The following is a 25,368-nucleotide window of genomic DNA, read 5'->3' as shown; positions in this document are numbered from 1 at the left end:
GCAGCTTACCGGGAATTCGGGACGATCAAGGCGGTGGCGACGGCGGCCACCCCCTCGCCGCGACCGGTCAATCCCAGCCCGTCGGTGGTGGTGGCCGATACCGATACCGGGGCGCCGAGCAGATCGGCGAGCACCCGCTGGGCTTCGTCGCGTCGCGGGCCGACCTTGGGGCGGTTGGCGATCACCTGAACCGCGGCGTTCCCGATCGTGAAGCCGGCCTGCGTCAGGAGATCCCGGACGTGGGTGAGCATCGCGGCGCCGGTCACACCGCGCCACTGCGGTTGGTCGACACCGAACACCGATCCGATATCACCGAGGCCGGCGGCAGAGAGCAGCGCATCGCACAGCGCGTGTACCGCAACATCACCATCGGAATGGCCGGAGCAGCCGTCAGCCCCCTCGAAGAGCAGACCCAGCAGCCAGCACGGCCGGCCGCCTTCGATCGGGTGTACGTCGGTGCCGACACCGACCCGGGGCACCGTCATGAGCTGAGCACCGCCCTGGCCAGGCGCAGATCCAGGGGGGTGGTGACCTTGAACGCCAGCGGGTCACCGGCGACGGTGTGCACCGGCACGCCGAGGTTCTCCACCAGCGAGGCGTCGTCGGTGACCGATGCGGACTGCTGGTAGGCGCGGCGCAGCAGTGCGGTCTCGAATCCCTGCGGAGTCTGCACCGCCCGCAGACCGGCCCGCTCGGGTGTGCCGAGTACCGCGCCGTTGGCGTCGACAGCCTTGATGGTGTCGGCGACGGGCAACACCGGGATTACCGCGCGCACCCCCTCGATGAGGGCGGTGACCACGCGTTGTATCTGATCGCACGGTGTCAGCGGGCGTGCGGCGTCGTGGACGAGGACGAAATCCGCCTCATCGACGGCCTGCAGCGCCAACCGGACGCTGTCCGGCCGCTCCGCACCACCGGCGACCACAGTCGCGCGCCCGGCGAGCAGCGCGGTGGTTTCCGCGACGAGGCTCTCCGGAACGGCGACTACCACGGTATCGATGACACCAGAGGCCAGCAGGCCACCAACGGCATGCTCAAGCATGGTGCTTCCGTCGAGATCCACGAATGCCTTCGGTACACCGGCGCCCAGCCGTTCACCAGAGCCGGCCGCCGTAACTATCGCGACCGTGTGCGCCATTTAATGCCCCGTCAGTGGGAGGGCAGTCAAGAAGCGGCGGCCAGAACCTCGTCGAGAATGATCGAGGCTTTCGCGTCATCGGTGTTCTCGGCCAGGGCCAGTTCGCCCACCAGGATCTGCCGAGCCTTGGCCAGCATCCGCTTCTCGCCGGCCGACAGGCCCCGCTCCTGGTCGCGGCGCCACAGGTCGCGAACGACCTCGGCCACCTTGTTCACGTCACCGGAGGCCAGCTTCTCGAGATTGGCCTTGTAGCGGCGTGACCAGTTGGTGGGCTCTTCAGTGTGTGGTGCTCGCAACACCTGGAAGACCTTGTCGAGGCCCTCCTGGCCGACCACATCGCGGACACCGACGTACTCGGCGTTATCCGCGGGCACCCGAACAGTCAGATCACCCTGGGCCACCTTGAGGACGAGGTACTCCTTCGCTTCGCCCTTGATGGTCCGGGTTTCGATCGCTTCGATCAATGCAGCACCGTGATGTGGGTAAACAACGGTGTCTCCGACCTTGAAAATCATCAGATTCGAGCCCCTTTCGCCCCTAATACTAACACGGGACGACACCCGGCGTAGAACAACGGTGCAGGTCAGGGGCATCATGCGGGAAGAGTCGGGGTTGACAGGCGGACAAATCCGTGCACTCCCGCCCTGACCTGACCCGACAGCCGCGGTACTTCGCGCCGTACCGGCCCTGCGCTACCGCAGGACCCCGCAACCTACTACTCTGCATAGTTGAAACCGTGGCGGCCGTCAGCATGCCGACCGCAAGGCCCAGCAGGAGGCTGCCGTGACCCGCTTCAAGAACCGCGTCTTCGCCGCGACGGCCGGGTTGGCCGCCTGTGGCGTGATCCTCACCGGTTGTAGTGCGGGCCAGATCTCCCAGTCCGCCGACCAGCAGGCGGCGGTCAACGGTAACTCCGTCAACGTCAAGAACATCGCACTGCGCAACGTGCATCTGCAGGCCGCCCAGTCCGGTGATTTCCTGCAGCCGGGGCGCATCGTGCCGCTGCTGTTCGTGGCGGCCAACGACTCCCCCGACATCGGCGACACGTTGGTCAGCATCACCTCCGACGTCGGCACGGTGGCGCTGACCGGTGACGGCACGATCCCGGCCAACGGCGCATTGATCGTCGGCCCGGCCGGCGCTCAGACCGAGGCGCTGGCCGACGCGGCTGTTCCGCCGTCGGCAACTGTGACCCTCACCCAGCCGATCACCAACGGCTTGGGTTACAAGTTCACGTTCAATTTCGAGAAGGCCGGTTCGACGACCGTGTCCGTGCCGATCTCGGCGCCGGAGATGACCGGCTAGCAGAAAACATCCACCCGCCTGACACACGGCGATGCTGGATGCGCGAAACTGTCGCACCCACCGGCTAGCGTCGGCGGCGTGGTCAAGGCGCGTTCGCAGTTCCGATGCTCGGAGTGCCGGCACGTCACCGGAAAGTGGCTCGGGCGATGCTCGGAGTGCGGCACCTGGGGCACCGTCGAGGAGATAACAGCATCGGCCTCGGTGGGCGGCGCCCAGCAACGCGCCGTCGCACCGTCTTCGCCTGCCGTTCCGATCAGTTCGATCGATCCCGAGCACACCCGGCACTTCCCCACCGGAGTCAGTGAACTCGACCGGGTCCTCGGCGGTGGCGTGGTGCCGGGCTCGGTCACCCTGCTCGCCGGGGATCCCGGTGTTGGTAAGTCCACCCTGCTGCTCGAGGTCGCCAACCAGTGGGCATTGTCGGGTCGCCGCGCCCTGTACGTATCGGGAGAAGAGTCGGCCGGCCAGATTCGCATGCGCGCCGGTCGGACCGGTTGCAATCACGACGAGGTGTATCTGACCGCGGAATCCGATGTGGCCACCGTCCTGGGCCATATCGACGAAGTCAGCCCCAGTCTTGTGATCGTCGACTCAGTGCAGACCATGACCGCTGCGGACGTCGACGGCGTAGTGGGCGGAGTGACCCAGGTGCGAGCCGTCACCGCCGCGCTGACCGCTGCCGCCAAGTCCAGCGGTGTGGCGATAGTTCTGGTCGGCCACGTCACCAAGGACGGGGCAATCGCCGGTCCCCGGTCCCTTGAGCACATGGTCGATGTTGTGCTGCACTTCGAGGGCGACCGCAGCACCGCTATCCGGATGGTCCGCGGGGTTAAGAACAGATTTGGGGCGGCTGACGAAGTCGGCTGTTTCATGTTGCAGGACAACGGTATCCAGTGTGTCTCGGACCCGTCAGGGCTGTTCCTGGACGAACGCCCCGAACCTGTTGCCGGCACCGCCGTCACGGTAACGCTGGACGGTCAGCGGCCGTTGATCGGGGAGATCCAGGCCTTGCTCGCCAAGCCTGCCAACCCGGCTGCACCCCGGCGCGCCGCGGTCAGCGGCATCGACCAGTCGCGCGTCGCGATGATCAACGCGGTTCTGGAGAACCGCGCCGGCGTCCCGATCGGTGCGATGGATGTTTTCCTGTCGACCGTCGGCGGAATGCGTCTGACGGACCCGTCCTGCGATCTCGCGGTGGCAATGGCGCTGGCATCGGCATTCATCGGGAGTGCATTGCCGGCCACCCTGGTGGTGGTCGGTGAGGTGGGCCTGGCGGGGGATCTGCGCCGGGTGACCGGAATGGACCGCAGGCTTGCCGAGGCAGCCCGCCTGGGCTTCACCACGGCACTGGTGCCCGCGGGCTCCGGTCCACCGCCCAAGGGTCTGCGGACCCTGGAGGCAGCCACGATCGGAGCCGCTTTGCGCATGATGGTCGACCTCACCGAATCCAAGCTGCGGGTTGTGCCGCCACCCGCCCGCGGGCGCCGTGCCGACGGCGAATCGGATTGGGGGGACAATGACGTCCTGTGAGCACCGTGAACCGTTCGAACGGCTCGGCACCGCAGTCCGATACCCCGCTGCGTGACGCGATCGCCCGGCTGGCGCCCGGGACTTCGCTGCGCGACGGACTTGAACGCATCCTGCGGGGCAGAACCGGCGCGCTGATCGTTCTGGGGGACGACGAGCGCGTCGAAGCGATCTGCGACGGTGGCTTCGCCCTGGACGTGAGTTTCGCGCCGACCCGGTTGCGCGAGCTCTCGAAGATGGACGGTGCGGTCGTGCTCTCGTCGGATGGCAGCCGGATCGTGCGGGCCAATGTCCAACTGGTGCCTGATCCGACGATTTCCACCGACGAGTCCGGAACCCGGCATCGCTCAGCGGAGCGCGCCGCCATCCAGACCGGGTGTCCGGTGATATCGGTGAGCCAGTCGATGAACCTGGTCACCGTCTACGTCGGCGGCGAACGGCACGTCGTGGCAGACTCGGCGACCATCCTTTCCCGCGCCAATCAGGCCGTCGCGACGCTGGAGCGCTATAAGACCCGGCTTGACGAGGTTTCGCGCCAGTTGTCCACCGCGGAAATCGAGGACTTCGTCACCTTGCGAGATGTCATGACCGTGGTCCAGCGGCTGGAAATGGTTCGACGGATTGGTATCGAAATCGACTATGACGCATTGGAATTGGGTTCTGACGGCCGACAGTTGCGGCTGCAGCTCGAGGAGTTGCTCGGCGGAAACGATATTGCCCGTGAGCTGATAGTGCGCGACTACCACGCGAATCCCGACCCACCCTCGAGGGCGCAGATCTCAGCAACCCTGACCGAGCTCGATGCACTCTCGGATACTGAACTGCTTGACTTGCCGGCGCTGTCAAGGGTTTTCGGTTATCCGTCGACAGCGGAGGCGCAGGATTCCGCGCTCAGCTCACGGGGATACCGCGCCATGGCCGGAATACCGCGCTTGCAGTTCGCTCACGTCGATCTGCTGGTCCACCGGTTCGGCTCGCTGCAGGGATTGCTGGCTGCCAGCGCCGCCGACCTACAGTCGGTAGACGGTATCGGCGCAATGTGGGCGCGGCACGTCCGTGAAGGTCTGTCGCAGCTTGCTGAATCGACGATCGCCGACCGGCTGCTGTGACGGGTTAGCCGCCCGGTGCAGGTGCAGGCACCGGCTGGTCACCCACGGGTGCCTGTGCTGGTACGCCTTCAGCGGGTACGTCAGGAGCGGGTGGCGGCGCGTCGGCGAGCGCGAAAGGCACTGCGGCAGAGCGCAGATTGCCGAGTTGCACGACCAAGTTATAGGTGCCGGTACCGATCGGCTCGCGAGGCAGCGGGCACTGTGGCGCCGAACCCATACCCGTCCAGGTCACCTCGGTGGTCACCTGCTCTCCGGGATTGAAAGTCTTTACCAGAGTCTCATTGGAGGGCGCACAGTCAAGGTTGGACCACAGTCGATTGTTGTCCAGGGAGTAGACGTAGGCGGCGAGCACCGCGGCGCCCACATCACGCTTGCAGGCGACGAGGCCGATATTGGTGACGATCATGGTGATCTTCGGCTGATCGCCGATCACGTACTGGGGTGCGTTGGTGACGCCCTTCACCGCGAGCGTGGAATCCGGGCAGTCATCACCGGGCTGCAGCACCGGCGGCGGTTCCACCGCCGCGGTCGGAGTCGGCGTCGGCTCCGGGCTGGATTCCGCAGGCGGAACAACGGGAGTCTTGTTCTGCGGCTGAGGAGTCTGTGAGGTCTCCGTCTTGGCGGTGTTCTTGGAACCCGATCCGCCGAACAGTGCGATCGCGCCGCCGACCAGAAGGGCGATCACCAGGAGCGCGATGCCCAACGCCAGAGCTCTGCGGCGCCAATAGATCTGCGGCGGCAGCGGTCCCTGCGGTTCAAGATCCAGCACGTTCTCACCGTAAGCCCAGGTCACTGCCAGCCGTTCGACCCGAGTCGGCGTGTCGCCCCGATGCTGCGACAGGCCGGACTACCCGGCGTCGGCCGCGTGGTGGTCGCTACCCCATTCGTCGGGGTTTTCGTCGGGATCCTCCCCGATGTCACCGAGGTGTTCGCGAAGCCTGATCTGACCATCGGCCAACCGGTAGGTGATCCCGACGATCGCCAGTTCACCGCCGTCGACTTGGTTGCTGATCGCCGTCGAGCGGCTCAGCAATTGGGAGCCGGTCTCGATGACATGGCGCGCTTCGAACTCGTCGACCCGGGTCAGGCCCTCGAGCCGGCCAAGGATGACGGACGGCATGACGCGCTCCACCACGTCGCGGACGAACCCACCCGGCACCTGGCCCTGGTCCAGTGCGTCGAGAGTGGCCTGCACTGCCCCGCAGCTGTCGTGGCCTAGAACCACGACCAGGGGAACTTGCAGCGCGGTGACCGCATACTCGATGGAGCCCAGTACCGCGGAGTCGAGGGTGTGACCGGCGGTGCGCACGACGAACATATCGCCCAGCCCCTGGTCGAAAATGATCTCGGCGGCCACCCGGCTGTCGGCACAACCGAACACCACCGCGGTCGGGCGCTGGGCGATGGCCAGCCCGGCCCGATGCTCGATGCTCTGGCTGGGATGCTCAGGGCGGCCGGCGACGAATCGCTCGTTACCCTCCTTGAGTGCCTTCCACGCTGCTGCAGGACTGGTCCTCGACATGCTCCGTATTGTGCACGCCCGCCGGAGTTCCTCGGTCATGAGCATCCCGACGGCCGAACTCGTCGACTGGTACGGCAAGGCTCGACGTCATCTACCCTGGCGCGCGCCCGGGGTGACCGCCTGGCAGATTCTGGTCAGCGAATTCATGCTTCAGCAGACCCCGGTTGCCCGAGTGGCGCCGATCTGGGTGGACTGGGTCACGCGGTGGCCGACCCCATCGGTGACCGCTGACGCCGGGGCCGCGGAGTTGCTGCGGGCCTGGGGCAAGCTCGGGTATCCGCGCCGGGCCAAACGCCTGCACGAATGTGCCACGGTGATCGCCGCCGACCACGGTGACCTAGTGCCTGACGATGTCGAGACACTGCTGACCCTCCCCGGCGTTGGCGAGTACACCGCGCGGGCGGTGGCCTGTTTCGCCTATGGAAAGCGCGTCCCGGTGGTGGATATCAACGTTCGGCGCGTGGTCGCCCGCGCCCTGCACGGCCGGGCCGACGCGGGGTCGCCGTCGGCGGTGCGCGACCACGCCGACGTCGCCGCCTTGCTGCCGGAAGGTCAAGTGGCGGCGGTTTTTTCGGCTGCGCTGATGGAGCTGGGCGCGACTGTGTGTACGGCGCGAACTCCCAGGTGCGGGGTGTGCCCGCTGACCGTGTGCGCCTGGCGGTCCGCCGGCTATCCGCCCGGTGAAGGACCCCGTAAGCCCGCCCAGACCTACGCCGGTACCGACCGCCAGGTGCGCGGACGGCTGCTCGATGTGCTGCGAGCAGGCACCGGTCCGGTGCAGCGGGCAGAGCTAGACGTGGTCTGGCTGAGCGACACGGCCCAGCGCGACCGAGCGCTGGACTCACTGCTGGTCGACGGACTGGTGGAGCAGACGGCCGACGGCCGGTTCGCGCTGGCGGGCGAAGGCGACGATGCGGGCGTGTAGCGCCCGGGGAGGAGCCGAGTGGTTGGGTGGCGAAGGCGACGATGCGGGCCACCATCCCGTGGACGGTGCTAGGGCAGGCCGGCGAGGAATGCTTCGACAATCTCGCGGTAGCGCTCCGGGGCGTCGTCGTGGATCAGATGTCCGGCGCCGTCCACCCGAAAATAAGTTGCAGGTCCGCCGGCTGACTCGCGCATCCGCACCATCTGTCCCGGGGGCACGACGGTATCCCCTGCCTCGATCAGCAGCACCGGTGCTTGCACCGACCGCCACTGTGTCCAGTAGTCCCGAGTGCCCCACTCCCCCGCGATCGCGATCCAGTGCTCGGGTCTGCCGTGCAGGCGCCACCCGGTTTCGGTGCGGTCGAATGACTCCAGGAAGTACCGGCCCGCAACAGGTCCGAACTCAGCGACAACTGCTGCGGCAGAGTCGAATTCGACCGGCAGCGCATGCAGCCAGGGCTCCCAGGCCCCGACTGTCCGGCCGACGAAGTCCGGGGCCATGTCCTCGACCACCAGTGCCGAAACCAGTTCGGGACGCTGGGCCGCCAGGCACCAGGAGTGCAACGCCCCCATCGAGTGGCCGATCAGCACCGCCGGTTGTCCCAGTGTCTCCAACGCGTCGCCGAGCTCATCGACGAACCGTTCGGTGCTGATCTCCCCCGGGTCGTCATCGCGACCCCGGTGCCCCGGTGCGTCGTAGGTGTGGACAGCCCCGAATCGGGTCAGCCAGGGCACCTGGCGCGACCAGGTGCTGCCGCGGCCCATCAGCCCGTGCACCAAGACCATCGGGCGACCTGTCCCGCCGCGGTAGCTCAGCGGTACGGAGTTCACCGCTCCATCTTGCCGGTAACCTGACCCCATGACCGTGGTGAAGATCAACGCAATCGAGGTACCTCCCGGTGCGGGCCCCGAGCTGGAGAAACGGTTCGGCAACCGGGCCCACGCGGTTGATAACCAGCCCGGGTTCCTGGGGTTCCAGCTGCTGCGGCCGGTCAAGGGTGACAACCGCTACTTCGTGGTGACGCAATGGGAGTCCGAGGAGGCTTTCCAGGCCTGGGCGAGCGGACCTGCCATCGCAGCCCACGCCGGTGAGCGCGCCAACCCGGTGTCCACCGGCTCCCAGCTGCTCGAGTTCGAGGTCGTGCTCGACGTTGCCCGCTCCAACTCCGAGGGATAACTCCCCCGGGCGGTTCCGCCGCACGGTGACTCTCGCGATCGCAGTCGCCTCAGCGATCAGCCTCACGACCAGCTGCGCTCAGCCCAGCGCCCCGGCTGCGAACTCCGGCGTGCGAATCGAAACCAACACCCCGCAGGGCGTGCGTGCTCAGCAGGTGATGGACATGCTGAACTCGGAATGGCCGATCGGAACGCAGAGCATCGCCACGCTGGCCGCTCCGGACATGATCGAGCCGATCACCACGACCATGGATTCACTGTGGTGGGACCGGCCCTACACGCTCACCGGGTCCGAGGTCGGCGCCGGCTGGGCACGGCTTCATGTGGTCAGCTCGTTCGGGGCCCGCCAGGACATCGACCTACGTACTAACGACCAGACCTGGGTCAGTCGGCTGGTGGTCACCACCCAGAAACCCAAGATCAATTCGTGGCAGGATGTCGACACCGCGCTCGGCAAGACCGGCGCCAGATACTCCTACATGGTGTCGAAGGTGAACGGCGGTCGTTGCGAAAAGATCGCGGGCACAAACACTTCCGAGTCTTTGCCGTTAGCGTCGATATTCAAGACCTACGTTCTGTTCGCCGTTGAACGGGCTGTCCTCGCGGGGACGGTGCGCTGGGACGACCTGTTGACGATCACCAGCGAGGCCAAGAAACTGGGCTCCTCCGGATTCGACAAGCTGCCGCCGGGATCGCGCATCACCGTGCGTCAGGCGGCCGGCAAGATGATCGCCACCAGTGACAACATGGCCACTGATCTGCTGATCGACCGGGTCGGCACCCGCGCCGTCGAGCAGGCGCTTGTCGCCGCCGGCCATCACGATCCGGCGAGCATGACGCCGTTTCCCACCATGCGGGAGATCTTCTCTCTCGGTTGGGGTAACCCGGACCTGCGCACCCAATGGAAGACCGCCGACCCGGCGACTCGCGTCGCCCTATTGCAGGAAGCCAGTGTGCGTCCCTACGAACCCGATCCGCAGCGCACCCACTCCCCCGGTTCGGCCTACGGCACCGAGTGGTACGGCAGCGCGGAGGACATCTGCCGGGTCCACGCGGCCCTTCAGCACAATGCCGTCGGCCCGGCAGCGCCGGTAAGGGCCATCATGTCCGAGATCCCCGGTATCGATCTAGACCGCACCGAGTGGCCCTACATCGGCGCCAAGGCGGGCAACCTGCCCGGTGACCTGACCTTCAGCTGGTATGCCGTGGACCGCACCGGTCAGGCATGGGTGGTCAGCTTCCAACTGAACTGGCCGCGCTATCACAGCCCGAGCGCCGGCGGATGGGTCATGACCATCATCAAGCAGGTTTTCGGACTCCTGCCGAACTATCGCTGATCGCCGACGCTAGAAACGAAAGCGGGCGGCCACCCGAAAGTGACCGCCCGCAACCGTTTTCGTGTTACTCCGTGGTCGCACTCGCCAGGTCGGGCTGGGGAGTCTCACGCTTGGGCCCACCGCTGAAGGTGAACTTCGCGTTCTCGCCGGCCCCCTCCCCGTCCCAGCCCTCGACATCGACGGTGACCAGCTGACCGGGTCGGATCTCGTCGAAGAGGATCTTCTCCGACAGCGCGTCCTCGATCTCGCGCTGGATGGTCCGCCGCAGCGGCCGGGCACCCAACACCGGGTCGAAGCCACGCTTGGACAGCAGCGACTTGGCCTGGTCGGTGAGCTCCATCTCCATATCCTTGGCCTTGAGCTGCTTGCCAACCCGGGCAACCATCAGGTCGACCATCTCGATGATCTCGTCCTGAGTCAACTGGTGGAAAACGATGATGTCGTCGATACGGTTGAGGAACTCCGGGCGGAAGTGCTTCTTGAGCTCGTCGTGAACCTTCTGCTTCATCCGCTCGTAGTTGTTGTCCCCGCCGCTCTGGGTGAAGCCCAGGCCGACCGCCTTGGATATGTCAGCGGTGCCCAGGTTCGAGGTGAAGATCAGAACGGTGTTCTTGAAGTCCACCGTTCGGCCCTGGCCGTCGGTGAGACGGCCGTCCTCGAGCACCTGCAGCAGCGTGTTGTAGATCTCCTGGTGCGCCTTTTCGATTTCGTCGAAGAGCACCACCGAGAACGGCTTGCGCCGCACCTTCTCGGTGAGCTGGCCGCCTTCCTCGTAGCCGACGTATCCGGGAGGTGCGCCGAACAGCCGCGAGGCGGTGAATCGATCGTGGAACTCACCCATGTCGATCTGGATGAGGGCGTCGTCATCACCGAACAGGAACTCCGCGAGAGCCTTGGACAGCTCGGTCTTACCGACACCGGACGGGCCGGCGAAGATGAACGAACCGGACGGGCGCTTGGGGTCCTTCAAGCCGGCACGGGTGCGGCGGATGGCTTTGGAAACCGCCTTGACGGCGTCGGACTGGCCGATGATCCGCTTGTGCAGCTCATCCTCCATACGCAACAGCCGGGTCGTCTCCTCCTCGGTCAGCTTGAACACCGGGATGCCGGTCCAGTTACCCAGAACCTCGGCGATCTGCTCGTCGTCGACCTCAGAGACCACGTCCAGATCGCCTGAGCGCCACTGCTTTTCGCGCTCAGCGCGCTGGGCGACCAGGGTCTTCTCCCGGTCGCGCAGCGACGCGGCCTTCTCGAAGTCCTGCGCGTCGATCGCGGACTCCTTCTCCCGGCGGGCGTCGGCGATCTTCTCGTCGAACTCGCGCAGGTCCGGGGGAGCGGTCATCCGGCGAATCCGCATCCGGGCGCCGGCCTCGTCGATCAGGTCGATGGCCTTGTCCGGCAGGAACCGGTCGTTGATGTAGCGGTCGGCCAGGGTGGCCGCGGCCACCACCGCGCTGTCGGTGATCGACACCCGGTGGTGCGCCTCGTACCGATCGCGAAGACCCTTGAGGATCTCGATGGTGTGCGCAACCGTCGGCTCACCCACCTGCACCGGCTGGAAGCGGCGCTCCAAGGCGGCGTCCTTCTCGATGTACTTGCGGTACTCGTCGAGGGTGGTGGCCCCGATGGTCTGCAACTCACCGCGAGCCAGCTTGGGCTTGAGGATGGATGCGGCGTCGATTGCGCCTTCGGCCGCGCCTGCGCCGACCAGGGTGTGCAACTCATCGATGAACAGGATGATGTCGCCGCGGGTGTTGATCTCCTTGAGCACCTTCTTGAGGCGCTCCTCGAAGTCGCCGCGGTAGCGGCTGCCGGCGACCAGCGACCCGAGGTCGAGGGTGTAAAGCTGCTTGTCCTTGAGTGTCTCGGGCACCTCGCCGTTGACGATTGCCTGGGCCAGGCCTTCGACCACGGCCGTCTTGCCGACACCCGGCTCGCCGATCAGCACCGGGTTGTTCTTGGTGCGCCGGCTCAGCACTTGCATCACCCGCTCGATTTCCTTCTCGCGGCCGATGACCGGGTCTAGCTTGCCCTCCATGGCGGCCGCTGTGAGGTTGCGGCCGAACTGATCGAGTACCAGCGACGTCGACGGGCTGCCGGACTCACCGCTGCGCCCACCGCTGCCGGACTCGGAGGTCTCCTTGCCCTGGTAGCCGCTGAGCAACTGGATGACCTGCTGGCGCACCCGGGTCAGCTCAGCACCCAGCTTGACCAGCACTTGGGCGGCCACACCCTCGCCCTCGCGGATCAGTCCGAGCAGAATGTGTTCGGTGCCGATGTAGTTGTGGCCCAGCTGCAGCGCCTCCCGTAGGGACAGCTCCAGAACCTTCTTCGCGCGGGGCGTGAAGGGGATGTGACCGGACGGGGCCTGCTGGCCCTGGCCGATGATCTCCTCGACCTGAGAGCGGACACCCTCGAGCGAAATCCCCAGGGACTCCAGGGACTTGGCGGCCACACCCTCACCTTCGTGGATGAGACCCAGCAGGATGTGTTCGGTGCCGATGTAGTTGTGATTGAGCATCCGGGCCTCTTCTTGAGCCAGGACGACAACACTGCGTGCGCGGTCGGTAAATCTCTCGAACATCGGTGGTTACCTGCTTCCGTCACCTGGGTGCCGCGATGGGCAGCGCGCACCTGTTAGCCCACTCTAGTGGGGCGGGAGCGGGGGAGTGTTCTCCCCTGCTCAGGTACCCGTCCCCACGGGGTGGATACAGCAGTCCAACGCCGACGAGGCGAAAACATTTCCCGGCCGACCAGCAACTTCGCGTGGAGCGAAACCGCGCCGGGAGCCGCAGATCAGCCGGCGGCGTGGAATGCCTCGATGATCTCGGCCGGAATACGACCGCGGGTGGACACCTTGTGGCCGTTGCGTCGGGCCCATTCCCGGATGGCCGCGCTCTGTTCCCGGTCGATCGAGGCCCGTCCGCGGCCCGGCGAACCACCCGGACGGCCGCGGCGACGACCGCCGACCCGGCGACCGGCGTCGATCCACTGCTTAAAATCCTCACGGATTTTTTTGGCGTTCCGGGCCGAAAGGTCGATCTCGTAACTGACACCGTCAATCGAGAATTCGACAGTTTCGTCGGCGGGTCCCTCACCGTCGAAATCGTCGACGAGTGTGACGGTTACTTTTTTGGCCATGATTCCTCGGTTTGTCCGGTTAGCGCCTAACGGCACAATTTCTACTTCAACTAATGTGCCATAACCGATGCTGAAATTACAACGTCAATGGAATCTGCGCAGTTCAGTTCACGGAGCGCTTAACAATTGGGAACAAAACCGTCTCGCGAATCGACAGGCCCGTCAGGGCCATGAGTAACCGGTCCAGTCCCATTCCGGTTCCCGTTGTCGGCGGCATTCCGTATTCCATTGCGGCCAGAAAGTCCTCGTCAAGTGCCATTGCCTCGTCGTCTCCGGCGGCGGCGGCGCGGGCCTGGGCCTCGAACCGCTCCCGCTGGATGATCGGATCGACGAGCTCGGAATATCCGGTGGCCAACTCGAAACCGCGAACGTAAAGGTCCCATTTTTCGGTCACACCGGGAATGCTGCGGTGCTCGCGGGTCAACGGAGTCGTCTCGACCGGGAAATCCTTCACGAAGGTCGGAGCGGACAATGCGTCGCCGACCGTGTGCTCCCAGAGTTCTTCGATCAGTTTCCCGTGGCCGTATCCGCGGTCTCTGGGAATCTCCAGTTCGAGACGGTCGGCAGTGGCGAGTAAATACTCCAGCGGAGTTTCCGGGGTGATCTCCTCGCCGAGCGCCTCCGACAGCGAGGGATACATTTGCAGGGACTGCCATTGGCCGTCGAGGTCATAAACGGTGCCGTCCGCCAATGGAACCTGCCGGGTGCCGATGGCTTCATCGGCCACCTCCTGGACGAGTTCGCGGATCATCAGCGCCGAATCGTCATAAGTTCCCCAGGCCTGATAGGTCTCGAGCATTGCGAATTCGGGGGAGTGTGTTGAATCGGCGCCTTCGTTACGGAAATTGCGATTGAGCTCGAAAACCTTCTCCAGTCCGCCGACAACACAGCGCTTGAGAAATAATTCGGGGGCGATCCGCAGGTAAAGGTCGGCATCGAGGGCGTTGGAATGCGTCACAAACGGCCGCGCAGCAGCCCCGCCGGCGAGGGTCTGCAGCATCGGGGTCTCGACCTCGAGAAACCCACGCCGTTCCAGTCCGTTGCGCACCGCGCGCACGACGGCGATCCGCTGGCGGGCAACCGCGCGTGCCTGCGGCCGCACGATCAGGTCGACGTAGCGCTGGCGGACCCGGGATTCCTCGTTCATCTCCTTGTGCGCCACCGGCAGGGGTCGCAGGGCCTTGGCCGCCATCTGCCAGGAGTCGGCCAGTACGGACAGCTCGCCACGCCGGGAGCTGATCACCTCTCCGCGCACGAAGACGATGTCACCGAGGTCCACGGCGGATTTCCAGGCGTCCAGCGATTCCTGCCCGACGCCGGCCAGGCTGATCATGGCCTGCAACTGGGAGCCGTCGCCCTCCTGCAGGGTGGCGAAGCAGAGCTTGCCGGAGTTGCGGGCGAAAACCACCCGTCCGGTGACGCCGACGATCTCGCCGGTGCTGGTATCGGCAGGCAGGTCATGATGTGCGGTGCGGATGTCGGCCAGGGAGTGGGTGCGCGCCACGGTCACCGGGTACGGCTGGTGGCCTTCCTCGAGGAGTCGCTCGCGCTTGGCCTGCCGGATGCGGAACTGCTCGGGCAGGTCGGCACCGTCAGGGTCGATCTCCCGTTGACCGGTGTCCGGTCGGTCCGCATCACTCACGGCGTGCCAGCTTAAACGGCGGCTCAGCGAGCGGGCTTGAGGCGGCCGCGCTGACCGTCCCGATTGCGCTCGTAGACCAGCCGCAGCCCGTCGAGGGTGAGGTGCTTGTCGTAGTGGTGGACACCGGTGAGATCGGGGAGTAGCAGGGGTGCGGTGTGGCCGGTTGCGACCACCGTGACGTCATCGCCGGCGAACCCGTCGACGTCGGCTCGGATCCGCGACACCAGGCCGTCCACCAGGCCGGCGAAGCCGAAGACCGCGCCGGACTGCATGCACTCGACGGTGTTTTTCCCGATGACCGAGCGGGGCCGCGTCAGTTCGACCCGCCGCAGTGCGGCCGAGCGCGCGGCCGCTGCATCGGAGGACACCTGTACGCCCGGTGCGATCGCACCGCCGAGGAACTCACCCTTGGCCGAGACCACGTCCACGCAGATGGAGGAGCCGAAGTCGACCACGATCGCAGCGGTCTGGAACTTCGCGTAGGCAGCCAGGCAGTTGACGATCCGGTCCGCTCCGACCTCCTTGGGGTTGTCGACCAACAGCGGAATCCCAGTCCGCACACCGGGTTCGATCAACACGTGCGGGATGGACGGCCAGTACTGGTCGAGCATCACCCGCACCTCGTGAAGTACTGAGGGCACCGTCGACAGGCCGGTCGCACCGGTGAGACGTTCGGAGTCCTCGCCGATAAGGCCTTCGATGGTGAGCGCTAGTTCGTCGGCGGTTACTTCGGGTTCGGTGCGGATCCGCCAGTTCTGCGCCACGCGGGCATGATCGCCGGAGCCAGAGATCAGACCCACCACCGTGTGGGTGTTGCGGACGTCGATGGCGAGTAGCACGGCTACCGCCCCCGGCTGATCATCGAATCGAGCATCGTGCCAAACATCAGTTCCGCCAAGAGATCTCGGGGTGCTCAGCACCCGCTGTCGCCGGGGCGATGTCGCTGCCCGGCAGTTCTATGGCGACGTTGTCCAGTAGTCGGGTAGTGCCCAGCCGACCAGCGACCAGTAATCGGGCCGGGCCCGCCGCCGGTGTCGGTTCCAGGCCGGGCCCGCGCAGTTCGAGGTAGTCGACATCAAATGCGGGCACCTCGTCGAGCACTGCCCGAGCCGTGTCCAGAACGGCTGCCGGCCCGCCTCCGGCGGCGTACGCGCCCGCCAGTAGCGCGGCGGACAACGCGCCGGCCTGCTCGCGTTCGTCGGGGGAGAGGTAGACGTTGCGTGACGACCTAGCCAGGCCGTCGGGCTCGCGCACGGTCGGTACACCGACGATCCGAGTGTCGATGTTGAGATCGGCCACCATCTGCCGTATCAGCACCAGTTGCTGATAGTCCTTCTCGCCGAAGAAAGCGCGGTCGGGTCCCACGATCTGCAGCAGCTTGAGAACGACAGTCAGCATTCCCGCGAAATGCGTTGGGCGAAGGGCGCCTTCGAGTTCGGTGCCCAACGGTCCCGGATGAACGGTGGTGCGCGGTCCTTCGGGATACATCGCGGCCGGTACCGGGGTGAAGACGACCTCGACACCCTCGTCGCCGAGCATCTCAAGGTCTGCGTCGAGGGTGCGCGGGTAGGCCTCCAGATCCTCGTTCGCCCCGAACTGCAACGGGTTGACGAAAATCGAGGCCACCACCACCGCGCCGGGCACCCGCTTAGCCGCATGGACAAGGGCCAGATGGCCCTCGTGTAGTGCGCCCATGGTCGGAACCAACATGATCCGCCGGCCGGTGTGGCGCAGCGCTCGGCAAACGTCGGACACCGAACGCGGTGTCGGGTAGACGTTGAGTTGCCCGGCGCTGAACTGCGGCGCCTTAGCCGTCACGCCGTTGGTCCCTGGGCGTGCGGCCCCGCCGGTCGCGTCCATTCGTCCAACACGGCGAAGACCTCCTCCGGGGCGTGAGCCCGTTGTGCGGTTCTGAGTGCGTCGGCACCGTAGGCGCGCGCCAGTTGCGGGTCGACGTCGTTGAGCGCGCCCAGATGGGCGGCGACCGCTGCGTCGTCGCCGCGGGCCACCGGTCCGGTCAACGCGGCCTGGCCGCGCTGCAAGGCGTTCTCCATGGCGGCCCGGGCCAATGGGCCGATGATCCGCTCGGCGAGTCCGCCGGGGTAGTCCAGGACCATCTCCTGGCCGAGCAACTCCTGTCCGGACAACGCCGCCCGCAGGGCCTCCACCGCATCGGCGACCAGGGTCACGATGTGGTTGCTGCCATGCGCCAGGGCCGCGTGATACAGCGTGCGGGCATCCTCCCTGACCCGGAATGGTTCACCGCCGATCTCGAGCACCAGTGACTGGGCGATCGCGTAACCGGTCTCATCGGCGGCGGTGATCCCGAAGCAGGTGTCGGCCAACCGTTCGACGTCCTCGTCGGATCCGGTGAAGGTCATCGCCGGATGGATTGCCAGCGGCAGACACCCCTGGCCGGTCAGCGGGGCCAGCAGGCCGATGCCGTTGGCGCCCGATGTGTGGACCACGATGGTGCCGCTCCTGACCGCCCCGGTGGCGGCCAAGCCCTTGACCAGGCCTGGAAGCTCGGAATCGGGCACCGTCAGCAGCAGCAGTTCAGCGCTGTCGGCCACCTCCGGCACCGGCAGTACGGGGGTGTCCGGAAGCCGCCGTTCGATAAGCCGGAGCGAGCTCGCTGAGATCGCACTGCACGACACCACGACATGCTCGGCTCGCTCAAGGGCCATCCCCAGCGCGGTACCCACCCGGCCGCCGGAGATGATGCCGACCTTCAGCCGTGCCGGGCGCAAGCCGTTGGGGGTCCCCATCGCGACGACCTCACTGATTTCAAGACTGTTCCGGTCCCGTACTGCGGGTACCGGTCGGATACGGAGAGTCTATCGCCCGGTCAGTCTTCGCGGCGGCGGCGTCCGCCCCCGCCGACCTGAGTGTTGACCTGCAGCCGTGCCAACAGGTCGGCGACCGAATGGCCGCCGGTGTGCTGGCCCTGGTCCTCGACGGGCGGTTCTTCCCGATGGTCGGCCGCAGTTGGTGTGCCGGTGTCCAGAGGGTCGCGGTGCCGGCCCCGGAGCGCATCGGGCTGGGTTGCGAGGACGGGTTCCGCAGGTGCCGGGGGCTGGGCCTGCGAGGCGTCCTCGGGCACCCAGTGCCGACCGCGTCGAGGTTGGGTCTCCGGCGGCCGCCACGGGGCCGCCGGTTGTCGGGGTGGCGCGGGCGGCCGGAGCGGTGGCGCCATCGCCGGGCTGGGGACAGGCTCGTTGGGTCGCCGGTGCGAGCCGCGGTACTCCGGCGGCTGCCAGACGGGTTCCTGCGGCGGCGGGGGAGGAGCAGCCAGCGGCTCCACTGTGGCCTCGGGGGTGGCCTCGGGGGTGGCCTCGACTACCTCTTCGACGATGGTTTCGGCGGTGATGGCGACCTCGGAGACGGTCTCGTCGGTGACGGTCTCTTCGGTGACTTCGAGGAACTCCTCGGTGATCACCGCCGTGACCCGACTGCTCTGCACCCGTCCCAGCTGCGCCGGTGGCGCCATCGTGACCCGGTCGGCCGCCAGGGCCGGACGTTCGCCGAGATCGGTGCCCAGCAGCGCTTCGAGGTGCGATCGCAGCGATATCAGCTCCGCGCGCAGGGCGGCCATCTCATCACCGGCCTCTGCGCGCAGTTCCCGGCTCAGTTGCCTGCGGAGGTGAGCTTCGACACTCAGCTCGTACTCCCGCCTGGCGGCGATCTCCCGGTCGAGCTGGAGGTCGTAGACGTACTTCATATCCCGCGAACGGGCCTGGTCGAGTTCGCTCTGCCGGCGGTAGACGACGGATACGAATGCCGCCAGGACCGCAGCCCACAGCGACAGGATGACGGCCAGACGCAGCAACTCCACCTTGTTGGTGAAGACGATGGTTGCGCTGGCCAGGATGGCCAGCACCAGCAACGCGGACAACAGCAGCCAACCCGGCCGTTGACCGCGGCGCCGGTTTCTGGCGCCACGTGGCGGGACGCTCATGCGCGTGACTGTACCGCCTGAAATGCCGTTGCCCGCTGCGACAAGCCCACGCCGGGCCCGCGACAAACACCAGCGCCGCGGCAATACTTTCAGCGCACATCGACCGACCGGAGATCCGACCCGACCTGCTCGGTTAGGATGGGCTAAGTTGGCGTGTCAGGTCGAGCTTGCATATCGTTTCCGTACCTGTTGACACCACAGAAGGGCCGCCGTTCACCGACGCACGGAGGAACCCGACGGGGCGCGGTGCCGTCGTATGAATCGCGGTGCGAAATCTTGTGAAGGGTCAGGTGCGTATGCCCAGCAGTGTCGGACTGTATAACCCCGCCTACGAGCACGATGCGTGCGGCGTGGCGATGGTCGTGGATATGCACGGCCGGCGTAGCCGCGACATCGTCGATCACGCCATCACCGCCCTTCTGAATATGGAACACCGCGGCGCGGCCGGCGCTGAACCCAACAGTGGGGACGGCGCCGGAATCCTGCTGCAGGTTCCGGATGCGTTTCTGCGCGCGGTGGTCGACTTCGAGTTGCCGCCCGAGGGCTCCTACGCCACCGGTATCGCCTTCCTGCCGCAATCGGCCCGGGAGGCCGTTGCCGCGTGCGAGGCGCTGGAGAGGATCGTCGAGAGCGAGGGACTGACCGTTCTGGGGTGGCGCGAGGTGCCCACCGACGACTCCTCGCTGGGCGCACTGGCCCGTGATGCCATGCCCACCCTGCGTCAGCTGTTCATCGCGGGCGCAGCGGATATGGAGTTGGAGCGCAGGGCGTATGTAATCCGCAAGCGCGCCGAGCACGAGCTGGGTACCAAGGGGCCCGGCCAGGACGGCCCCGGGCGCGAAACCGTCTATTTTCCAAGCCTTTCCGGCCGCACCTTCATCTACAAGGGCATGCTCACCACCCCGCAGCTCAAAGCTTTCTACCTGGATCTGCAAGACAAGCGGGTCACCAGTGCGCTGGGCATTGTGCACTCGCGGTTCTCCACCAACACCTTCCCATCGTGGCCGCTGGCGCACCCCTTCCGCCGTATCGCCCACAACGGTGAGATCAATACCGTCACCGGCAACGAGAACTGGATGCGCGCCCGCGAGGCGCTGATTGACACCGACATCTTCGGCACCGATGTCGAGAAGATTTTCCCGGTCTGCACCCCGGGTGCCTCCGACAGCGCCCGGTTCGACGAGGTGCTCGAACTGCTGCACCTGGGCGGGCGGAGCCTGCCGCACGCGGTCCTGATGATGATTCCCGAGGCCTGGGAGCGTAACGAGGCCATGGACCCGGCGCGGCGCGCCTTCTACGGCTACCACTCCGCACTGATGGAACCGTGGGACGGTCCCGCCTCGGTGTGCTTCTCCGATGGCACCGTTGTCGGCGCGGTCCTGGACCGCAACGGCCTGCGGCCCTCGCGGATCTGGGTCACCGAGGACGGCCTGGTGGTCATGGCGTCCGAAGCCGGTGTGCTCGACCTCGACCCGGCCACCGTGGTTCAGCGCCTTCGGTTGCAACCGGGCCGGATGTTCCTGGTCGACACCGCCCAGGGCCGCATCATCGCCGACGAGGAGATCAAGGCCGAACTGGCCGCCGCCCACCCCTACCAGGAGTGGCTGGACGCCGAGCAGTTCCACCTCGACGACCTACCGCAGGGCCCCTACATCCGGATGCCGCATCACCGGGTTGTGCTGCGTCAGCAGGCTTTCGGCTACACCTACGAGGAGCTCAACCTGCTCGTCGCCCCGATGGCGCGAACCGGTGCGGAGTCGTTGGGTTCGATGGGCACCGACACTCCGATCGCCGTGCTCTCAGCCCGGCCCCGGATGCTGTTCGACTACTTCCAGCAGTTGTTCGCCCAGGTGACCAACCCGCCATTGGATGCCATCCGTGAAGAAGTGGTGACCAGCCTGCAGGCCACCGTCGGACCCGAGGGCGACCTGCTCAACCCGACGCCGGAGTCGTGTCACCAGATCCTGCTACCGCACCCGATCCTGCGTAACCATGAGCTGGCCAAACTGGTCAACCTCAACCCCGATGACGAGGTGCACGGCCATCGGCATGGCATGCGTGCGGCGATCCTGCGGTGCCTGTACCCGGTGGCCGAGGGAGGCGATGGTCTTCGCCGAGCACTCGACGGCCTCCGCGAGGCGGCATCGGCCGCGATCGCCGACGGTGCGCGGATCCTGATCCTGTCGGATCGGGAGTCGAACGAGACCATCGCGCCGATCCCGTCGCTGTTGGCGGTTGCCGCCGTCCATCACCATCTGGTGCGCGAGCGCACCCGCACCCAGGTCGGGCTGATCGTCGAAGCCGGCGACGCCCGCGAGGTGCATCACATGGCGATGCTGATCGGCTGCGGAGCCGCTGCGATCAACCCCTACATTGCGTTCGAGTCGATCAGCGACATGATCGACCGCGGCGTCCTGGAGGGCATCGACCGCGAGAAGGCACTGCAGAACTACATCAAGGCCGCCGGCAAGGGTGTGCTGAAGGTGATGTCGAAGATGGGCATCTCGACGGTGGCCTCCTACACCGGGGCACAGTTGTTCCAGGCGATCGGTATCTCCCAGGCGGTGCTCGACGAGTACTTCACCGGCCTGCACTGCCCGGTGGGCGGTATCGACCTCCACGACATTGCCGCCGACGTCGCCGCCCGCCACGAACTTGCCTACCTGGACCGGCCCGATGAGCGCGCACACCGCGAGCTCGAGGTGGGCGGGGAGTACCAGTGGCGCCGCGAGGGCGAGTACCACCTGTTCAACCCCGATACGGTGTTCAAGTTGCAGCACTCCACCCGAACCGGGCAGTACTCGGTCTTCAAGGAGTACACCCAGCTGATCGACGACCAGAGCGAGAAGATGGCCTCGCTGCGCGGCCTGCTGACCTTCGCCGACGGTGTGCGCCCGCCGGTGCCGATCGCCGAAGTCGAGCCGGCCGTCGACATCGTCAAGCGGTTCTCCACCGGTGCGATGAGCTACGGCTCGATCTCCGCCGAAGCGCACGAAACGCTGGCAATCGCGATGAACCGCCTCGGTGCGCGGTCAAACTCAGGCGAGGGCGGCGAGGCTGTCAGCCGGTTCACCCATGATGCCAATGGTGACTGGCGCCGCAGCGCCATCAAGCAGGTGGCCTCCGGCCGGTTCGGTGTGACAAGCAACTACCTGACCAACTGCACAGATATTCAGATCAAGATGGCCCAGGGCGCCAAACCCGGTGAGGGTGGCCAGCTTCCGGGTCACAAGGTCTACCCGTGGGTGGCCGAGGTGCGTCACTCCACACCGGGCGTCGGGCTTATCTCACCGCCGCCGCATCACGACATCTACTCCATTGAGGATCTGGCGCAGCTGATCCATGACCTGAAGAACGCCAACCCGGCCGCGCGCATCCACGTGAAACTGGTCAGTGAGAACGGTGTCGGAACCGTCGCCGCCGGTGTCTCCAAGGCGCACGCGGATGTGGTGCTGATCTCGGGCCATGACGGTGGCACCGGTGCCACACCGCTGACGTCGATGAAACATGCCGGCGCACCGTGGGAGTTGGGCCTGGCCGAAACCCAGCAGACCCTGTTGCTCAACGGATTACGTGACCGGATCGTTGTGCAGGTCGATGGCCAGCTCAAGACCGGACGCGATGTGGTGATCGCCGCGTTGCTGGGTGCTGAGGAATTCGGATTCGCCACCGCACCGCTGGTGGTGTCGGGCTGCATCATGATGCGGGTGTGTCACCTCGACACCTGCCCGGTGGGTGTGGCCACCCAGAACCCGCTGCTGCGTGAACGGTTCACCGGCCAGCCGGAATTCGTGGAGAACTTCTTCATGTTCATCGCCGAAGAGGTTCGGGAGTTGATGGCGCAACTGGGCTTCCGCACCGTCAATGAGATGGTGGGCCAGGTGAGTGCTTTGGACACCACCCGGGCGGCGGCGCATTGGAAGGCCCACAAGCTCGACCTTTCCCCGGTGCTGCACGAGGCTGACTCGGCGTTCATGAACCAGGATCTGTACTGCAGTTCACGCCAGGACCACGGCTTGGACAAGGCGCTGGATCAGCAGTTGATCATCAGAAGCCGGGAGGCTCTGGATTCGGGCACGCCGGTGAAGTTCTCGATGAAGATCACCAATACCAACCGCACGGTGGGAACCATGCTGGGCCACGAGGTGACGAAAGCCCATGGCGGCGAAGGCCTGCCGGACGGCACCATCGACATCACCTTCGACGGCTCGGCCGGCAACAGCTTCGGTGCGTTCCTGCCGCGGGGTATCACGCTTCGGGTACACGGCGATGCCAACGACTATGTCGGCAAAGGCCTGTCCGGTGGCCGGATCGTGTTGCGTCCGTCCGAACAGGCTCCGAAGGGTTTCCTCGCCGAGGACAACATCATCGGTGGCAACGTGATCCTGTTCGGCGCCACCAGTGGTGAGGCGTTCATCCGCGGCACGGTGGGTGAGCGCTTCGCCGTGCGGAACTCCGGTGCGCATGCGGTGGTCGAAGGTGTGGGCGATCACGGGTGCGAGTACATGACCGGAGGCAAGGTGGTGATCCTGGGTCCGACGGGCCGCAACTTCGCCGCCGGCATGTCCGGTGGGGTGGCCTACGTCTATGACCCCCACGGCAACCTGGCGAGCAACCTCAATACCGAGATGGTGGATCTCGAGACGTTCAACGATGATGACCTCAACTGGCTGCGCGCCATGCTGACCAACCACCGCGATGCCACTGATTCTGCTGTGGCCCAGCGTATCCTGGCCGACTGGCCGCGACAGGCGGGAGATTTTGTGAAGGTCATGCCGCGCGACTACAAGCGAGTCCTGGAGGCGATCGCTGAGGCCGAGCGCACCGGCTCGGATGTCGACGAGATGATCATGGCGGCGTCCCGTGGCTGATCCCAGCGGCTTCATGAAGGTCACCCGCCGGGAGACACCGAAGCGTCGGCCGGTCCCGTTGCGTCTGCGTGACTGGAACGAGGTCTATGAGGACTTCGATCACGAGTCCCTGCAGCAGCAGGCATCGCGGTGTATGGATTGTGGAATCCCGTTCTGTCACAACGGCTGCCCACTGGGCAACCTCATACCGGAGTGGAACGACCTGGTTTATCGGGACCGCTGGCAGGACGCGATCGACCGGCTGCATGCCACCAACAACTTCCCGGAGTTCACCGGGCGGCTGTGCCCGGCTCCGTGTGAGGCCTCGTGCGTGCTGGGGATCAACTCCGATCCGGTGACCATCAAGCAGGTCGAGGTCGAGATCATCGACAACGCCTTCGATGAGGGCTGGGTGGTGCCCAAACGGGCCCACGTTCTCACTGGGAAGTCTGTTGCCGTCGTCGGATCCGGTCCGGCCGGGCTGGCCGCGGCCCAGCAGCTGACCCGGGCCGGCCATGACGTCACGGTGTTCGAGCGTGCCGACCGCATCGGCGGGCTACTGCGTTACGGGATCCCCGAATTCAAGATGGAGAAGCGCCACATCGACCGCCGACTCGAGCAGATGGCGGCCGAGGGCACGACGTTTCGGGCCGGTGTGAATGTCGGCGTCGACATCACCGCGGAGGAACTCCGCGAGCGGTTCGACGCGGTAGTCCTGGCCGGCGGCGCCACCGACTGGCGCGACCTGCCCATCGCGGGCCGGGAGTTCCCGGGAATCTTCCAGGCGATGGAGTACCTGCCGTGGGCCAATAAGGCCACCCACGGCGACCCGGTGCTCGACGCCGACGGCCAGCCGCCCATCACCGCAAAAAACAAGCGGGTGGTGATCATCGGCGGTGGCGACACCGGCGCGGACTGCCTGGGCACCGCGCACCGCCAGGGTGCGGCCAGCGTGCACCAGTTCGAGATCATGCCTCGCCCGCCCGAAGAGCGGGCTGACTCCACACCGTGGCCCACCTATCCGCTGATGTACCGGGTGTCCTCGGCGCACGAGGAAGGCGGCGAGCGGGTGTTCGCGGTCAACACCGAACGGTTCCTGGGGAGCGCGGAAGCGGTCACCGGACTGCGGGCCCATGAGGTCGAGATGAAAGCCGGGCGCTTCGAGAAGGTCGAGGGCACCGACTTCGAACTCGAGGCCGACCTGGTGCTGCTGGCGATGGGTTTCGTCGGGCCGGAACGTCCGGGCCTGCTGAGCGAGCTCGGTGTGGAGTTGACCGACCGGGGCAATGTTGCCCGCAGTGCCGACTTCGAGACGTCGGTGCCCGGGGTGTTCGTCGCCGGCGATATGGGCCGAGGGCAGTCGCTGATCGTGTGGGCGATCGCCGAGGGCCGAGCCGCCGCGGCCGGGGTCGACCGTCACCTGATGGGTCATACGGCTTTGCCAGCTCCCATTCGGCCGACGGCAGCCCCGCAACGTTAGTCCCATTCGTAACATAAGCAACATCTGACCTGCATCGGCGCGCCTCCCGCCGTTGTGAATGTGATCCAGCTCTAATTGCTGGGGTGGGACGCCGACCTTCACGGCGAGCCCCGGTTGCCAACGATGTCGACCACAGGAGAGGCCCCGTGCACCTCACTCCGATAACGCGTTCCCGGGTCAGGCGGATGGCTTGGTCGCTGTTCCGTCACCCGGTCAAGAATCGGGAGTTCCCGGCCCGGCATGAGCGTCTCATCACCGC

Annotated in this window: 21 protein-coding genes; 8 read left to right on the top strand and 13 right to left on the bottom strand. The window is 66.2% G+C overall.

Annotated features, from left to right (window positions below):
• Window positions 1-5: 5 nt before the first annotated feature.
• From ispF to carD, 3 genes are read right to left on the bottom strand one after another with little or no spacing between them, the layout of a single operon-like run.
• Window positions 6-485: a 2-C-methyl-D-erythritol 2,4-cyclodiphosphate synthase gene (gene ispF, locus ACR2JI_RS10405; RefSeq protein WP_526389995.1), complete on the bottom strand. Its 480-nt coding sequence runs from the start codon at window positions 483-485 to the stop codon at window positions 6-8.
• Window positions 482-1,138, bottom strand: coding sequence for a 2-C-methyl-D-erythritol 4-phosphate cytidylyltransferase (ispD, locus tag ACR2JI_RS10400; RefSeq protein WP_526389994.1), 657 nt, complete (start codon window positions 1,136-1,138; stop codon window positions 482-484). Before ispD ends, ispF begins: the two co-directional genes overlap by 4 nt.
• A 26-nt stretch (window positions 1,139-1,164) precedes the next feature.
• Window positions 1,165-1,653, bottom strand: a complete 489-nt coding sequence (carD, locus tag ACR2JI_RS10395) for an RNA polymerase-binding transcription factor CarD (protein ID WP_526305295.1) — start codon at window positions 1,651-1,653, stop codon at window positions 1,165-1,167.
• Between the two features lie 268 nt (window positions 1,654-1,921).
• Between carD and ACR2JI_RS10390 the strand changes: the two genes are divergently transcribed.
• The 3 genes from ACR2JI_RS10390 (at window position 1,922) to disA (ending at window position 5,079) form a co-directional block, all read left to right on the top strand.
• Entirely contained in the window at window positions 1,922-2,443 is a 522-nt protein-coding gene (locus ACR2JI_RS10390) for a copper chaperone PCu(A)C domain-containing protein (RefSeq protein ID WP_526389993.1), read from the top strand.
• 78 nt (window positions 2,444-2,521) lie between these two features.
• A complete protein-coding gene (gene radA, locus ACR2JI_RS10385; protein ID WP_526389992.1) occupies window positions 2,522-3,973 on the top strand; it encodes a DNA repair protein RadA in 1,452 nt (483 codons plus the stop codon).
• Between the two features lie 47 nt (window positions 3,974-4,020).
• The gene (gene disA / locus ACR2JI_RS10380) at window positions 4,021-5,079 is read left to right on the top strand and encodes a DNA integrity scanning diadenylate cyclase DisA (RefSeq protein ID WP_526390056.1); all 1,059 of its coding nucleotides are present in this window, start codon (window positions 4,021-4,023) and stop codon (window positions 5,077-5,079) included.
• 4 nt (window positions 5,080-5,083) lie between these two features.
• Here disA and ACR2JI_RS10375 read toward each other — a convergent pair whose 3' ends face one another.
• Window positions 5,084-5,848: a hypothetical protein gene (locus ACR2JI_RS10375; RefSeq protein WP_526389991.1), complete on the bottom strand. Its 765-nt coding sequence runs from the start codon at window positions 5,846-5,848 to the stop codon at window positions 5,084-5,086.
• Window positions 5,849-5,926: 78 nt separating this feature from the next.
• A complete protein-coding gene (locus tag ACR2JI_RS10370; RefSeq protein WP_526389990.1) occupies window positions 5,927-6,601 on the bottom strand; it encodes a carbonic anhydrase in 675 nt (224 codons plus the stop codon).
• 37 nt (window positions 6,602-6,638) lie between these two features.
• Here ACR2JI_RS10370 and ACR2JI_RS10365 point away from each other — a divergent pair, with 37 nt between their 5' ends.
• Entirely contained in the window at window positions 6,639-7,526 is an 888-nt protein-coding gene (locus ACR2JI_RS10365; RefSeq protein WP_526389989.1) for an iron-sulfur binding domain-containing protein, read from the top strand.
• A gap of 68 nt (window positions 7,527-7,594) precedes the next feature.
• Here the strand turns inward: ACR2JI_RS10365 and ACR2JI_RS10360 are convergent, their stop codons facing one another.
• Window positions 7,595-8,311, bottom strand: a complete 717-nt coding sequence (locus tag ACR2JI_RS10360; protein WP_526390055.1) for an alpha/beta fold hydrolase — start codon at window positions 8,309-8,311, stop codon at window positions 7,595-7,597.
• Between the two features lie 73 nt (window positions 8,312-8,384).
• On the opposite strand from ACR2JI_RS10360, the gene mhuD reads away from it, so the two are divergent.
• Window positions 8,385-8,702, top strand: coding sequence for a mycobilin-forming heme oxygenase MhuD (mhuD, locus tag ACR2JI_RS10355; RefSeq protein ID WP_526389988.1), 318 nt, complete (start codon window positions 8,385-8,387; stop codon window positions 8,700-8,702).
• A complete protein-coding gene (locus tag ACR2JI_RS10350; protein ID WP_526389987.1) occupies window positions 8,677-10,038 on the top strand; it encodes a serine hydrolase in 1,362 nt (453 codons plus the stop codon). The genes mhuD and ACR2JI_RS10350 overlap by 26 nt, the downstream gene beginning before the upstream one ends.
• A 64-nt stretch (window positions 10,039-10,102) precedes the next feature.
• Here the strand turns inward: ACR2JI_RS10350 and ACR2JI_RS10345 are convergent, their stop codons facing one another.
• The 7 genes from ACR2JI_RS10345 to ACR2JI_RS10315 all read right to left on the bottom strand — a co-directional run bounded on the left by ACR2JI_RS10345 (window position 10,103) and on the right by ACR2JI_RS10315 (window position 18,779).
• Entirely contained in the window at window positions 10,103-12,622 is a 2,520-nt protein-coding gene (locus ACR2JI_RS10345; protein WP_526389986.1) for an ATP-dependent Clp protease ATP-binding subunit, read from the bottom strand.
• A gap of 212 nt (window positions 12,623-12,834) precedes the next feature.
• Window positions 12,835-13,179, bottom strand: a complete 345-nt coding sequence (lsr2, locus tag ACR2JI_RS10340) for a histone-like nucleoid-structuring protein Lsr2 (RefSeq protein ID WP_526389985.1) — start codon at window positions 13,177-13,179, stop codon at window positions 12,835-12,837.
• Window positions 13,180-13,282: 103 nt separating this feature from the next.
• Entirely contained in the window at window positions 13,283-14,782 is a 1,500-nt protein-coding gene (gene lysS / locus ACR2JI_RS10335; RefSeq protein WP_526390054.1) for a lysine--tRNA ligase, read from the bottom strand.
• A gap of 62 nt (window positions 14,783-14,844) precedes the next feature.
• A complete protein-coding gene (locus ACR2JI_RS10330) occupies window positions 14,845-15,660 on the bottom strand; it encodes a type III pantothenate kinase (RefSeq protein ID WP_526389984.1) in 816 nt (271 codons plus the stop codon).
• Window positions 15,661-15,706: 46 nt separating this feature from the next.
• Window positions 15,707-16,681 carry a pantoate--beta-alanine ligase gene (gene panC / locus ACR2JI_RS10325; RefSeq protein WP_526389983.1) on the bottom strand — a complete coding sequence of 325 codons (975 nt, stop codon included), beginning with the start codon at window positions 16,679-16,681 and terminating at the stop codon, window positions 15,707-15,709.
• Window positions 16,636-17,589, bottom strand: coding sequence for a Rossmann-like and DUF2520 domain-containing protein (locus ACR2JI_RS10320; RefSeq protein WP_526389982.1), 954 nt, complete (start codon window positions 17,587-17,589; stop codon window positions 16,636-16,638). Before ACR2JI_RS10320 ends, panC begins: the two co-directional genes overlap by 46 nt.
• Before the next feature lie 80 nt (window positions 17,590-17,669).
• Entirely contained in the window at window positions 17,670-18,779 is a 1,110-nt protein-coding gene (locus tag ACR2JI_RS10315; protein ID WP_526389981.1) for a DUF6779 domain-containing protein, read from the bottom strand.
• A gap of 296 nt (window positions 18,780-19,075) precedes the next feature.
• On the opposite strand from ACR2JI_RS10315, the gene gltB reads away from it, so the two are divergent.
• Window positions 19,076-23,650, top strand: coding sequence for a glutamate synthase large subunit (gene gltB, locus ACR2JI_RS10310; protein WP_526389980.1), 4,575 nt, complete (start codon window positions 19,076-19,078; stop codon window positions 23,648-23,650).
• Window positions 23,643-25,109, top strand: a complete 1,467-nt coding sequence (gene gltD / locus ACR2JI_RS10305; protein ID WP_526389979.1) for a glutamate synthase small subunit — start codon at window positions 23,643-23,645, stop codon at window positions 25,107-25,109. The genes gltB and gltD overlap by 8 nt, the downstream gene beginning before the upstream one ends.
• Window positions 25,110-25,368: the final 259 nt, after the last annotated feature.

This window comes from Mycobacterium sp., from assembly GCF_051006775.1.
GTDB lineage: Bacteria > Actinomycetota > Actinomycetes > Mycobacteriales > Mycobacteriaceae > Mycobacterium.
Note: the sequence above shows the minus strand (reverse complement) of the source record. Positions and strands in the feature narration are given on the sequence as shown.

What these genes read in the sequence shown, in the direction of transcription:
- ispF (WP_526389995.1), bottom strand. Translation starts at nt 485, where the DNA reads ATGACGGTGCCCCGGGTCGGTGTCGGCACCGACGTACACCCGATCGAA.
- ispD (WP_526389994.1), bottom strand. Translation starts at nt 1,138, where the DNA reads ATGGCGCACACGGTCGCGATAGTTACGGCGGCCGGCTCTGGTGAACGG.
- carD (WP_526305295.1), bottom strand. Translation starts at nt 1,653, where the DNA reads ATGATTTTCAAGGTCGGAGACACCGTTGTTTACCCACATCACGGTGCT.
- ACR2JI_RS10370 (WP_526389990.1), bottom strand. Translation starts at nt 6,601, where the DNA reads ATGTCGAGGACCAGTCCTGCAGCAGCGTGGAAGGCACTCAAGGAGGGT.
- ACR2JI_RS10365 (WP_526389989.1), top strand. Translation starts at nt 6,639, where the DNA reads ATGAGCATCCCGACGGCCGAACTCGTCGACTGGTACGGCAAGGCTCGA.
- ACR2JI_RS10360 (WP_526390055.1), bottom strand. Translation starts at nt 8,311, where the DNA reads ATGGTCTTGGTGCACGGGCTGATGGGCCGCGGCAGCACCTGGTCGCGC.
- mhuD (WP_526389988.1), top strand. Translation starts at nt 8,385, where the DNA reads ATGACCGTGGTGAAGATCAACGCAATCGAGGTACCTCCCGGTGCGGGC.
- ACR2JI_RS10345 (WP_526389986.1), bottom strand. Translation starts at nt 12,622, where the DNA reads ATGTTCGAGAGATTTACCGACCGCGCACGCAGTGTTGTCGTCCTGGCT.
- lsr2 (WP_526389985.1), bottom strand. Translation starts at nt 13,179, where the DNA reads ATGGCCAAAAAAGTAACCGTCACACTCGTCGACGATTTCGACGGTGAG.
- panC (WP_526389983.1), bottom strand. Translation starts at nt 16,681, where the DNA reads ATGGACGCGACCGGCGGGGCCGCACGCCCAGGGACCAACGGCGTGACG.
- ACR2JI_RS10320 (WP_526389982.1), bottom strand. Translation starts at nt 17,589, where the DNA reads ATGGGGACCCCCAACGGCTTGCGCCCGGCACGGCTGAAGGTCGGCATC.
- ACR2JI_RS10315 (WP_526389981.1), bottom strand. Translation starts at nt 18,779, where the DNA reads ATGAGCGTCCCGCCACGTGGCGCCAGAAACCGGCGCCGCGGTCAACGG.
- gltB (WP_526389980.1), top strand. Translation starts at nt 19,076, where the DNA reads ATGCCCAGCAGTGTCGGACTGTATAACCCCGCCTACGAGCACGATGCG.